The 13,173-nt window shown below is 74.2% G+C and carries 4 protein-coding genes; all 4 read right to left on the reverse strand.

Annotation, left to right across the window (positions count from 1 at the left end):
* Window positions 1–42: 42 nt before the first annotated feature.
* Entirely contained in the window at window positions 43–867 is an 825-nt protein-coding gene (locus IH09_RS01330) for an SDR family oxidoreductase (RefSeq protein ID WP_052853330.1), read from the reverse strand.
* A 39-nt stretch (window positions 868–906) separates the two neighbouring features.
* Window positions 907–1,605 (reverse strand): thioesterase II family protein, encoded by a 699-nt coding sequence (locus IH09_RS01335; RefSeq protein WP_052853331.1) that lies wholly within the window; start codon window positions 1,603–1,605, stop codon window positions 907–909.
* Window positions 1,606–1,689: 84 nt separating this feature from the next.
* Window positions 1,690–2,997, reverse strand: coding sequence for an MFS transporter (locus IH09_RS01340; RefSeq protein ID WP_094792856.1), 1,308 nt, complete (start codon window positions 2,995–2,997; stop codon window positions 1,690–1,692).
* A gap of 1 nt (window position 2,998) precedes the next feature.
* On the reverse strand, window positions 2,999–13,153 hold the full coding sequence (locus tag IH09_RS01345) for an amino acid adenylation domain-containing protein (protein ID WP_052853332.1): 10,155 nt from the start codon (window positions 13,151–13,153) through the stop codon (window positions 2,999–3,001).
* Window positions 13,154–13,173 lie beyond the last annotated feature (20 nt).

Raw genomic sequence — 13,173 nt, forward strand, 5'->3', positions numbered from 1 at the left:
GTTCCTTCTGCCGGGGGTGGTGCGGAGTGCGGCCGGGCTGCGTCACCGGGCCGTGAATCCTCCGTCGACGGTCAGGACGCTGCCGGTCACCCGGCGGGAGTCGTCGCTCGCCAGCCAGAGCGCGGCGGCGGCGATATCGGCGGGCTCGATCAGATCGTTCGTGGGCTGGTCCCGGACGAAGATCTCCTCGTGCTCCTCGACGGGCACATCGAGGGAGCGGGCGATCTCGGACAGCATCCGGCCCTCCACGACGGGGTCGTCGCGCACCGATCCGGGGCACAGCGCGTTCACCCGGACACCCAGCGGGGCGTAGTCGAGGGCCGCGGCCTTGGTGAGCCCGATCAAGCCGTGCTTGGCCGTGACGTACCCGGCGAAGTGGCGGTAGCCGACCAGTCCCGCGGTCGACGAGACATTGATGACGCTGCCCGCCCGCTGTCCCACCATGGCCGGGGCGGCGGCCTTCATCATCCGCCAGGCGCCGGACAGATCGGTGTCGAGCATGAGCGCCCATTCGGCCGCCGTGATGTCGTGGGTGACCTTTCCGGACGGCGCCGCGATGCCCGCGTTGTTGACCAGGACGTCCACGGCACCGAACCTGTCGAGCGCCGCATCGATCACGCCCTGGCAGTCCGCGGCGTCCCGTACGTCCGCCACCTTGGCCACGACGGCACCGCCCGCCTTCTCGCACAGCGCGGCGGTGTGCGCCAACTGGCCGCGCGACCCCAGCGGGTAGGGCACTCCCGCCACGTCCTGCGCGATGTCCATCAGCAGGAGATCGGCGCCTTCCGCCGCGAACCTGACCGCGCATGCGCGCCCGAGACCGCGCGCCGCCCCCGTGATGACGGCGGTCTTCCCGCTCAGTCGCATCTGCTTCTCCTCTTCTCGTGCCGTCGGCGGGCCGCGCCGTCAGTGGGCGGCCACGGCCTGCAGCAGGACGTCGGGATGGTCGATCAGGTACATGTGTCCGCCGCGGATCTCCCGGTACGCGAACCGGTCGCGGGTGGTGGCGGACCACTCCTCCGCCTGGGTGCGCGAGACCAGCGTGTCGTCACAGCCGCGCAGCGACGTGACGGGGACGGCGAGCGGTTCGGACGAGGACGGCTCGTACGACTCGTGCATCTCCACGTCGGCGCGGAGCAGCGGCAGGAACATCTCCCGCATGTCCGGGTCCTCGAACACCTCTGACTGGTATCCGGCGAACTCCTGCACCCGGCCGAGGAATTCCTCGTCGCTCAGGCCGCTCGCCCGCTCGGCGCGGCCGTTGTGTGGTCCGGGCGAACCGCTCACGAACAGGTGCCGCAGGCCGGGGTGCCCCCGCCGGGTGAGTTCGAGCGCGATCTCGTAGGCGAGCACGGCGCCGAAGCTGTGCCCGAACAGCGCGAGAGGGGTGTCGTCGTCCGTGCCGTCCAGCACCCGGCGGGTCAGTTCCCGGACGGCCTCCGGCATATCGGTGAACGGGTCGTCGAGGAACTGTTCCTCCCTGCCCGGCAGTTGTATCGGGACGATCTCGAACTCGACGTCGAACTGCGTCCGCCACGGGCGGTAGAAGCCGGCGCCGCTGCCTGCGAAGGGCAGGCAGACAAGAGCGAAAGGCTGATTCGCCATGTCCCCTCATCCATGTCGTGAGTGATCTCTACTGGGTTGGTGCGATGGTCCGGTCGGCTGCCGCCGCGGTCGGCGCGGCACTCCTCAGGCGTCGGTGCGGGGTGTCTCGGCGCGTTGTGGGAAGTCACGCAGGGCGCGGATCGGGCTCACCAGCAGGACCAGGTTGGCCGTCACGAGGACGCCGGCCATGATCCAGATCGTGCCCCTGGTGCCCAGCGCCTCGCCCAGATAGCCGCCCAGCAGCGCCCCGACGGGAATCGCGCCGTAGTTGACGGTGGACGAGCTGGCCCTGACCCGGCCGAGCATCTCCGGCGGGCAGTAACTCTGCGAGAAGCTGCTGGAGATGACGTTCGCGGTGACCACCCCGCCGACCCCGAGGGCCCAGCCGAGCACGCTCACCGGCAGTGGCAGCCCGCTTCCGGCGAAGGGCAGCAGCACGATGCCCGGGGCCACCACCAGGTAGCTGAGCAGCAGACCGCGTGCGGTGCCGAACCGGCGGACGATCCGGCCGGCCGCCCACACCCCGGCCAGGCCCCCGGTACTGACGGCCGCGAACACCAACCCCACCGCGCCCCCGTCCAGGTGGACGTCGCGGACGAGGAACACGGTCTGCACGGCCTGGATCCCGTTCAGCGCCAGATTGCCCAGGGCGCCGAAACAGGCCAGCGTCCGCAGGAACGGATCGCGGACGACGAACCGGATCCCCTCGGTGATCTCGCGCCGGATGCCGTCCCGCGCGGCCGCCGCCGGGGGCTTCTCCCGGGGTTTGATCGCGCCCAGGCAGAGCGCGGAGACCAGATAGGAGAAGGAGTCGACCAGCAGTCCGCCGACCGCCCCGAAGACCTGGGCGATGAAACCCGCCACCCCGGGACCGGCGATCTCCCCGGCCGTCTCCCCGCCCCGCAGCTTGGCGTTGGCCTCCAGCAGGTCGGGCTTGGCCACCAGCGTGGGGATGAGGGCCGCGTAGGCGGTGCTGAGGAACACCTTCGCCACGCCCACCAGTACGGCGACGACCAGGAGTTGCCCGATGGTCAGCACCCCCAGCCAGGCGGCCACCGGCACGCTGGCGAAGAGGACCAGCAGGGCCAGGTCGCTGACGAGCATCACCCGGCGGCGCGGCCACCGGTCCACCCAGGCCCCGGCGGGCAGCCCGATGAGGAGCCACGGCAGCCAGGTCAGTGCCGTCAGCACGCCCATGGTGGCCGGGTCCGCCTTCAGGACGACGACCGCGACCAGGGACAGTGAGACGTGTCCGACGGCGGTGCCCAGGCTGCTGGTCGTCTCGCCGATCCACAGCCGGCGGAAGTCGGCCTCGGCCCACAGTCCCCAGCGGCGCCGTACCGGCTCGCCGGTGGCCGGGGAGGCGGGCGGCGGTGTGGTGGTCCGGTTCATGTCACTGCTCTCCACGGTGCTCCGTCCGGTGTGCGGCGCGGAGCTTGTCCGCGACGACGGCCCCGATCCGGGCGATCGGCTCCGGCCGGGTCAGCTCGCCGTGCGCGCAGGCGATCCGGTGCTCCTCGATCCGGCCGGTGATGTGCCCGCGCCAGGCGTCCGCGTACGGCCAGTCGCCGGGCTTGTCGAGGGTGGCGCCGAAGAAGACGGCGTCGCCCCGGTAGTGGCGGGGGGTGTGCTCGTTCAGGAGCTTGTGGTGGGTGGCGAAGACATCGGCCAGGGCGCCCGCCGCCTCGCCGAGCAGCGGCTCCAGCACGGCGAGGCCGTCCGGTGCGGCGGGGTCCAGGCCCAGTGAGGCGAGCAGCGCGGCGAACATCTCCGCGGCGTCGTCGGGCAGGACCGGGTCGGCCGCCCCCGGGACGGCCGGGTAGCCGTCGAGGAGCGCGAGCAGGGCGACCTCTTCCCCTTCGGCCTGGAGCCGTACGGCCATCTCCTGGGCGACCGTCGCGCCGAAGGACCAGCCGAGCAGGTGGTAGGGCCCGGCGGGCTGGACCTCCTTGATCCGGCGGAGATAGTCCTCGGCCATCTCCCCGACACTCTCCGGGGCCTGCCCCGTCAGGCCGCTCGCCTGGAGGCCGTAGACCGGGTGCGCGGCGTCGACGGCCCGCAGCAGACCCGAGTAGACCCAGCTGATGCCGGCGGCGGGATGCACACAGAACAGCGGCGGGCGCGTGCCGCGCGAGCGCAGCGGCAGGAGCACGTCCAGGGCGTCGTGCGAGGTCTTCGCGCCGAGCCGGCCGGACAGTTCGGCCACCGTCGGGGACTCGAAGACGGTCCGGATGCTCAGTTCGGCCCCCAGCACCGAGCGCACCCGGCTGAGCAGCGTGGTGGCCAGCAGTGAGTGGCCGCCCAGGTCGAAGAAGCTGTCGTCGATGCCCACATCGGGCACGCCGAGCACATCCGCGAACAGTCCGCACAGCACCTCCTCCAGGGGGGTGCGCGGACCGCGCCCCGGGGACGGCGCCGCGTAGTCGGGTGCCGGCAGCGCCGTGCGGTCCAGCTTCCCGTTCGGGTTCAGCGGCAGGGCGTCCAGGACGACCACCGCGGACGGGACCATATAGGCGGGCAGCGCGGCCGTGCAGAAGCGGCGCAGCTCGGTGCCGTCGGGGGCATCCGACGGATCTTCTCCGACCACGTACGCCACCAGGCGGATGTCGCCCGGGGTGTCCTCCCGCGCCATCACCACCGCCTGGGCGACCTCCGCACGGCCCGTCAGGGCGGTCTCGATCTCACCCGGTTCGATCCGGAAGCCGCGCACCTTCACCTGGTGGTCGGTCCGGCCCAGGCACTCCAGCTCGCCGTCCCGCCGCCAACGCGCCAGGTCCCCGGTGCGGTACATCCGGGCCCCGGCCGTGAACGGGCAGGCCACGAACCGCTCGGCGGTCAGCCCGGCGCGGCCGAGGTAGCCCCGGGCCAGGCCCTCGCCCGAGAGGTACAGCTCGCCGGTGACGCCTTCCGGAACCGGGTTCAGGTCCCGGTCGAGGACATAGGCGCGGGTGTTGAGGAGGGGGCGGCCGATGGCCGGCGGGCCGGCCGCGCCGAGCCGGGCCGCCGTGGACCACACCGTGGTCTCCGTCGGCCCGTACAGATTGGTCACCTCGCTGCCCCACCGGTGCAGTTCGGCGGCGAGCGCCGGCGGCAGGGCCTCGGCGCCGACGAGCATCCGCAGCCCGCGGACCGCTTCGGGCCGCTCAGAGAGCAGGGCGTGCCACAGGCTCGGCGTCGCCTGGACGACGGTGACCGCGGCCCGCTCGATCAGCGCGGCGAGCGCCGCCGGATCGCGCACCGTGTCGTCGTCGGCGACGACCGCCGCGGCGCCCGTGACCAGCGGCAGATAGATCTCCGGGACGGCCATGTCGAAGGCCGGTGTGGTGGCGGCGAGCAGCCGGTCGCCCTCGTCCAGCGGCACCTGCCCGGCCAGGGAGACCAGGAGGTTGCGCAGACCGCCATGGGTGACGACCACGCCCTTGGGGGCGCCGGTCGAGCCGGATGTGTAGATCACGTAGGCGGCGTGCCCGCGGGTCACCGGCACGGGGGCCGACGGCCGCTCGCCGTGGTCGCCGGCCGCGTCGATCCGCACCACCGGGCAGTCCGCGGCCGGCCGGTCGGCCCGGCCGTCGGTCAGCATCAGCACCGGTGCGGCCTCGTCCAGGATCGCCGCGATCCGCTGCGCGGGATGCCGCGGATCCAGCGGTACGTACGCCGCTCCCGTGCCGAGCACCGCGAGGACGGCGACGTAGAAGTCCGCGGACCGGGGCAGCGCGATCGCCACGAGGCGTTCGGGGGCGGCGCCCGCCGCGGCGAGGCGCCCGGCGAGCCGCGCTGCGCGGGCGTCCAGCTCCCCGTAGGTGAGGACGGTGTCCCCGTCGATCACCACGGGCGCACCGGGCGTGCGGGCCGCCCGCTGCCGTACCAGGTCGGGCAGGGAGACGAACGGTACGGCGTGATCGGTGTCGTTCCGGTCGCGGAGCAGGCGGCGGCGGTCGGCGTCCGAGAGGAGGCCGAGGGTGGCGAGGGGAGCGTCGGGTGCCCGGACCACGGCGGCCAGCAGGCGCCCCAGCGCGTCCGTCATCCGAGCGGCCGTCTCGCCGTCGAAGAGGTCGGTGGCGTATTCGAGTCCGCCCTCGATCCCCGCGGGCCGGCCTTCGGCGTCCCGCTGTTCGCCGATGCCGAACAGCAAGTCGAACTTGGCGACGCCGTCCTGCGACACGGGCGCGAACTCGGCGTCCAGGCCCGGGAATTCGAGGGTCGCCTCGGCGGTGTTGTTGTAGGCGAACATCACCTGGAACAGCGGGTGCCGGGCCAGCGAACGGGCCGGGTTCAGCTCCTCCACCAGCCGTTCGAAGGGGACGTCCTGATGGGCGAGGGCGGCCAGGTTCATGGCCCGCACCCGGCCCAGCAGCTCGTGGAAGCTCGGGCGTCCCGACAGGTCGACCCGGAGCACCAGGGTGTTGGCGAAGAACCCGACGAGCTCGTCGAGGGCCTCGTCCGTGCGGCCCGCGGCCGGGGAGCCGATGGGAATGTCCTCACCCGCGCCGAACCTGTTCAGGAGGGCGGCGAGGGCGGCCTGGAGCACCATGAACAGGGTGACGCCGTGTTCCTGGGCCAGCTCGGTCAGCCGCAGGTGCAGCCCGGAGTCGAACGCGAACCGCGCCACCTCGCCCCGGTGGCTCGCCACCGCCGGGCGCGGCCGGTCCACGGGCAGCGACAGCTCGTCCGGAAGACCGGCCAGTGTCTCCTGCCAGAAGGCGAGTTGCCGGGCGAGCGGGCTGTCCGCGTCGCCCTCCGAGCCGAGCAGCTCCCGCTGCCACAGCGTGTAGTCCGCGTACTGCACCGGGAGCGCGTCCCACTCGGGCGCCCGGCCCAGGCAGCGGGCGCCGTACGCCTGCGCCAGGTCCCGCAGCAGCGGGCGCAGCGACCAGCCGTCGCTCGCGACGTGGTGCAGCACCAGGACGAGGACGTGCTCCGCGGGAGCGTCGCCCGGCAGGACGTAGCCGTGGACCGGCAGTTCGGTGGCGAGGTCGAAGACGTGCCCGACCACCTCGGACACCGGGCGGTCGCAGACGGTGACGAGGCGCCCCGTCGGGCCGGCCGTGACGTGCTGCCGGGGGACGCCCTCGTGGACGGGGAAGACGGTGCGCAGGGCCTCGTGCCGCAGCACCACGTCGCCGAGCGCGCGCTCCAGCGCCGCCACGTCCAGGGCGCCGCGCAGCCGGACGCCGAGGGGAATGTTGTACGTCGCGCTCGGGCCCTCGACCTGGCCGATGAACCAGAGCCGCTGCTGGGCGTAGGAGAGCGGCAGTATCTCCGGGCGGGGCCGGGCGGTCAGGGCCGGCCGGCTGGAGGCGCCGGCCAGGCGGGCGCTCAGCCCGGCCGGGGTCGGCGTCCGGAACAGGTCCGTGATGCCCAGCTCGACGCCCAGCGCCGCCCGCACCCGGCTCACCACACGGGTGGCCAGCAGGGAGTGGCCGCCGAGCGCGAAGAAGTCGTCGTCGATGGTGACCGCGTCGACACCGAGCAGCTCACCGAACAGCTCGCACAGCAGCCGTTCCTGGGGCGTCCGCGGTGCGCGGCCCCGCTGGTCGGCCGTGTGCACCGGTGCGGGCAGCGCCTTGCGGTCCACCTTCCCGTTCGGGTTCAGCGGCAGGGCGTCCAGGACGACCACGGCGGACGGCACCATGTACGCGGGCAGTGAGGCGGTGGCGAACCAGCCCAGTTCCGCGGCCAGTTCGGGGTGATCCCCGGCCGGGGTGCAGTACGCCACGAGCCGGCGGTCACCGGCGATGTCCTCCCGGGCGACGACGAGGACCTGGCCGACGCCCGCGCAGCGGGCGAGCACCGCCTCGATCTCGCCGGGTTCGATCCGGAACCCGCGCAGCTTGACCTGGTGATCGGTGCGGCCCAGATACTCCACGGTGCCGTCGCCGCGCAGCCGGCACCGGTCACCCGTGCGGTACATGCGCTCGCCGGTGCCGAAGGGACTGGCCACGAACCGCTCGGCGGTCAGCACGGAGCGCCGCCAGTAGCCGCGGGCCAGCCCGGCGCCCGCCACGTACAGTTCCCCGGGCGCGCCGACCGGGACCGGGCGCAGACGGCCGTCCAGGACGTACGCCCGCATATTGTCCAGCGGGCGCCCGATCGGCACCCGCGCGCCCGCCACATCCGCGGCGGACAGCAGATGGTGCGTGGCGAAGGTGGTGGTCTCCGTCGGGCCGTACCCGTTGGCGAGACGCAGGTCCGGACAGGCCGCGAGGACGCGGCGGAGCATGACGGGCGAGCCGGCGTCGCCGCCGGTGGTCACCGCGCGCAGGCCCGCGAAGGTGTGCGGACTCTCCTCCGCGACGACGTCGAACAGGCCCTTGGTGAGCCACAGCGCGGTGACCGCGTGGCGCTCCACCACGGCGCGCAGCCCCGCGGGGTCGAGCGCACCGGGCGGTGCCACCACGACGGTGCCGCCCGAGAGCAGCGGCACCCACAGCTCGTAGGTGGCCGCGTCGAAGGCCATCGGCGAGTGCAGCAGCACCCGGCGGTGGTCCCCGCCGCGCCACCGGCGGTCACCGGCCAGGGCGACCACATCGCGGTGGCGGACCGCCACCCCCTTGGGCAGCCCGGTCGAACCGGAGGTGTACATCACGTAGGCCAGTTGGCCGGGGTGTATGCGGACGGCGGGGGCGGCGGCGCCGGACGGTTCGTCCGCCGGGCGGATCACCCGCGCGCGGTGCGGGAAGTCCACCTCGGTCCGGTCGGTGATCAGGAGGCGGGCGTCGCTGTCCTCGATCACCCAGGACATCCGCTCGGGCGGCAGCCCGGTGTGCAGCGGCACATACGCCGCGCCCGCCCTGGCGACCGCCAGCGTGGCCACCACGGCGTCCACCGACCGCTCCAGGAGCAGCGCCACCCGGGTCTCCGCCGTGGCGCCGGCCGCCAGCAGACGGTGCGCGAGGCGGCCGGCCCGCGCGTCGAGCTCCGCGTACGTCAGGGCGGCGCCGTCCGCGGCGACGGCGACCGCGTCGGGGGTGCGCGCCGCCTGCTCCGCGAACGCCTGCGGCAGCGAGATGGCGGGCGCCGCCACCGCGGTGTCGTTCCAGTCGACGAGGAGGCGTGCGCGCTCCTCGTCGCCGAGCGCGTCCAGCTCCCCGATGGCGGTGCCGGGGGTGCTCGCCGCGGCCGACAGCAGGCGGGCGAGCACGGCCGCCATGGACTCCACCGTGTCCCGGTCGAAGAGGTCCACCGCGAAGTCGATCGAGCAGTCGATGCCCGCCGGACCGTCGGGGCCGTACGACTCCTCCATGACGAAGGTGAGGTCGAACTTGGCGCCGCCGGTGTCGCTCGGCTCCGACGAGGTCTCCAGGCCCGCGAGGTCCAGTTCGGCCTGCTCGTTGTTCTGCAGCACCAGCATCACCTGGACGAGCGGGTGGCGCGCCAGGGAGCGGACCGGGTTGATCTCCTCCACCAGCCGCTCGAACGGCACGTCCTGGTGGGCGTACGCGGCGAGGTCGCTCTCGCGGATCCGGGCCAGCAGCTCGCCGAACGTGGGGTCGCCCGAGGTATCGGTGCGCAGTACGAGGGTGTTGACGAAGAAGCCGACCAGATCGTCGAGGAGTTGCTCCGAGCGGCCGGCCACCACCGCCCCGATCGGTATGTCCTCGCCCGCGCCCCAGCGGGACAGCAGCGCCGCGACACCCGCCTGCACCACCATGAACAAGGTCACCTGATGGGTGCGTGCCACGTCGAGCAGGGCGGCGTGCAGCCGCGCGTCCAGGGGCATCATGACGCGCTCCGCCCGGACGCAGGGCACGGTGCCGCGCGGCCGGTCGAACGGCAGCTCCAGCTCCTCCGGCAGCCCGGCGAGGGCCTTGCGCCAGTGGGTCAGCTGGCGTGCGTACAGGCTGCGGGGGTCCGCTTCGTCACCGAGCAGCTCCCGCTGCCACAGGGTGTAGTCGGCGTACTGCACCGGCAGCGGGGCCCAGTCGGGGGCGTGGCCCGCGCGGCGGGCGGCGTAGGCCCGCGCGAGGTCGCGCATCAGGGGGCCCAGCGACCAGCCGTCGCTCACGATGTGGTGCAGGACGAGCAGCAGTACATGATCGTCGGGGGCGGTCTCCAGGACGGTGACGCGCAGCGGCAGATCGGCGGCGAGGTCGAACGGCCGCCGCGACGCCGCGTTCACCAGAGCCTCGGCCTCCTCCCCGCGGCACCGCACGGCCTCGACCACCGAGGGCGCCTCGGCGGCCGCCAGCACCAGCTGGCAGGGCGCGCCGTCGATCTCCCTGATGACGGTGCGCAGGGTCTCGTGCCGGGCGAGGAGGTCGGCGACCGCCGCCGTCAGCGCCTCCCGGTCGAGCGGGCCGCGCAGCCGCAGCGCGACCGGCACGTTGTAGTAGGCGCCCGCGCCCTGCATCCGGTCGATCAGCCACAGGCGCTGCTGGGCGAAGGACAGCGGCATGGCGTCCGGCCGGGTCCGGGCGGCCAGCACGGGCCGGGTGCTCTTCTCCGTGTCCAGCTGCCGGACGAGCCCGGCGACGGTGGGATCCTCGAAGAAGGCCCGGATGCGGATATCGGCGCCGGTCACCGAGCGCACCCGGGCCAGCAGCCGGGTCGCCAGCAGGGAGTGGCCGCCCAGCTCGAAGAAGTTGTCCTGGACGCCGACCGTGTCGCGTCCCAGGAGGTCGGCGAAGAGCCGGCCCACCACGGCCTCCTCGCGCAGCGCCTCCTGCCGCGCCCCGTCTCCCGGCGACTCGGCGGAGCGCGGGCGGCCGGGCGCGGGCAGCGCGGCGTGGTCGAGCTCGTGGTCCGTGGTGCGCGGCAGCCGGTCGAGGACCACCACCTGCGGGACCAGATAGCCGGGCAGCGACCCGGCCGCGAACCGGCGCAGTTCCGCGGCCAGTTCGGGCCGCTCCCCGGCAGGGGTGCAGTACGCGACCAGGCGCCGGTCTCCCGGGCCGTCCTCGCGGACGACCACCACGGCCTGCCCGACCCCGTCGTACCGGCCCAGGACCGCCTCGATCTCCCCGGGCTCGACGCGGCAGCCGGCGATCTCGGCCCGCTCGTCCGCCCGGCCGAGGTGTTCCAGGACACCGTCCGCGCGCCGGCGCGCCAGGTCACCGGTGCGGTACATGCGCTCGCCCGGCATGAACGGGCAGGGCACGAAACGCTCCGCGGTCGGGCCCGGCCGGTTGAGGTGACCGCGGGCCAGGCCCGCGCCCGCCACGTACAGTTCGCCGACGACCCCGGGCGCGACCGGTTCGAGGCGCGCGTCCAGGACGTACCCGCGGAGGTGGCCGAGGGGGCGGCCGATCGGCACCCGGCCGGTGGCCGATTCCTGGGCCGACAGGGCGTGGGCGGTGGCGGCCGTGGCGTGCCCGGCCGGGCCGTAGAGGTGGTGCAGTACGAGGTCCGGGTGGGCCGCGAGGGCGCGCCGCACGGCGGCCGCCGACGCCCGGCCGCCACCGGTGGCCAGCGTGCGCAGTCCGGTGAACGCCTCCGGGCACTCCTCGGCGACCTGGTCGAAGAGGCCCTTGGTGAGGAAGAGCGCGGTGACCGCGTGGCGCTGCAGCACGGCGCGCAGCCCCGCGGGGCCGGGCGCACCGGCCGGTGCCACCACGACCGTGCCGCCCGAGAGCAGCGGCACCCACAGCTCGTAGATGGCCGCGTCGAGGGTCTGCGGCGAGTGCAGCAGCACACGGTCCGGGGCCGTGCCGCGCCACCGGCGGTCGGTCGCGAACGCGGCCACGTCACGGTGGCACACGGCCACCCCCGCGGGCCCGTCCGCCGGGTCGGCGGGATACCTCAGGTACGCGAGCTGATCCGGATGGACCGCAACGGCGGGATCGGTGGCCTCCCCGGACCGGCCGTCGCCCGGCCGGACCACCCGTACGCCGCCGGGTACGGCACCGGGCGCGCGGTCGGTGAACAGCACGGCGGCGCCGGCGTCCTCCATCACCCGGGCCGCCCGGTCCGCGGGCAGACCGGGGTGCAGCGGCACACAGACACCGCCGGCCTTGAGGATCGCCAGGGTGGCGGCCACGGCGTCCGCCGACGGCTCCACGAGCAGCGCCACCGGGGTCTCCGGTCCGACGCCGAGGCCGGTCAGATGGTGCGCGAGCCGGTTCGCCCGCGCGTCGAGCTCCGCGTAGGTGAGGGTGTCCTCGCCCGCGACGGCGAGGGCGTCGGGGGTGCGTGCCGCCTGGTCCGCGAACGCCCGGGGCAGGGACACGGCGGCCGCGGCGCCGTTCCCCCCGGAGAGGAGCCGTGACCGCTCCGCCGCCCCGAGCACATCGATCCGCCCGACGGGCAGACCCGGGTCCGCGGCGGCCGCGGACAGCAGGCGGGCCAGCCGCACCGTCAGCGCCTCGACCGTGTCGCGGTCGAACAGGTCGGCCGCGTACTCGACGCTGCCCGTGATGCCCGCGGGCGCGCCGTCGGCGTCGAACGCCTCCGCCAGGCCGATGTTGAGGTCGAACTTGGCGACCCGCATCCCGATCGGCTCCGGGCAGGTGTCGAGGCCGGGCAGGTCGAGACCGGTCTCCGCGGTGTCCTGGAGGACCAGCATCACCTGGAACAGCGGGTGCCGGGCCAGCGACCGCACCGGGTTCACCTCTTCGACCAGCCGCTCGAAGGGGATCTCCGCGTGGGCGTGCGCCTCCAGCTGGGTCTCGCGGACCCGGGCCAGCAGCTCGGTGAACGTGGGGTCGCCCGAGGTGTCGGTGCGCAGCACCAGGGTGTTGACGAAGAATCCGACGACGTCGTGCAGCGCGTCGTCGGAGCGCCCGGCGACCACCGTGCCGAGCGGGACGTCGGTGCCCGCGCCCAGCCGGGTCAGCAGGGCGGCGAGGCCCGCCTGCAGCACCATGAACAGGGTGGCCCGGTGCGCCCGCGCCACATCGAGGAGTGCGGCGTGCAGGTCCGCGTCGAAGCGGAGCCCGACCGCGTCGGCGCAGGCTCCCTGTACCGGCGGCCGGGGGCGGTCCGCCGGCAGCGTCACCTCCTGGGGCGTCCCGCTCAGGTGGTCGCGCCAGTACGCCAGCTCCCGGGAGAGCACGCTGTGCGGATCGGTGTCGCTGCCCAGCAACTCCCGCTGCCACAGGGCGTAGTCCGCGTACTGCACCGGCAGTGGGGACCAGTCGGGGGAGCGGCCGGCGTGCCGCGCCGTGCAGGCGGCGGCCAGGTCGCGCAGGAACAGCCCCTGCGACCAGCCGTCCCCCGCGATGTGGTGCACCACCACCAGCAGGACGTGCTCCTGGGGGGCGAGCGCGAAGACCGTCATGCGCAGGGGCAGTTCCCCGCCCAGGTCGAAGTGGTGCGCCGCGGCCGCGTCGCGCAGCGCCGGAAACTCGTCCGGACCGCAGCGGACCGTCTCGAAGTGCAGCCGGGTCTCCGCGGCCGGTACGACCTGCTGTACGGGGACGCCGTCGACCGCGGGGAACACGGTGCGCAGCGCCTCGTGCCGGATGACGACGTCGCGCGCGGCGTCCCGCAGCGCGGCCTCGTCCAGGGGTCCGCGCATCCGGATCGCGAACGGCAGGTTGTACCGCGGGCTCGGACCGTCGAGCTGGTCGGCCAGCCAGAGGCGCTGCTGCGCAAACGAAACCGGAATCACGGATTTTCCTTTCCTTCAGG

Origin of the sequence: Streptomyces celluloflavus (assembly GCA_000720995.1) — a bacterium.
In the GTDB taxonomy this organism is placed as follows: domain Bacteria; phylum Actinomycetota; class Actinomycetes; order Streptomycetales; family Streptomycetaceae; genus Streptomyces; species Streptomyces celluloflavus.

Bases quoted from the DNA above. Each gene is read 5' to 3' on its own strand.
- IH09_RS01340 (WP_094792856.1), bottom strand. From the start codon at position 2,997: ATGAACCGGACCACCACACCGCCGCCCGCCTCCCCGGCCACCGGCGAG.
- IH09_RS01335 (WP_052853331.1), bottom strand. From the start codon at position 1,605: ATGGCGAATCAGCCTTTCGCTCTTGTCTGCCTGCCCTTCGCAGGCAGC.
- IH09_RS01330 (WP_052853330.1), bottom strand. From the start codon at position 867: ATGCGACTGAGCGGGAAGACCGCCGTCATCACGGGGGCGGCGCGCGGT.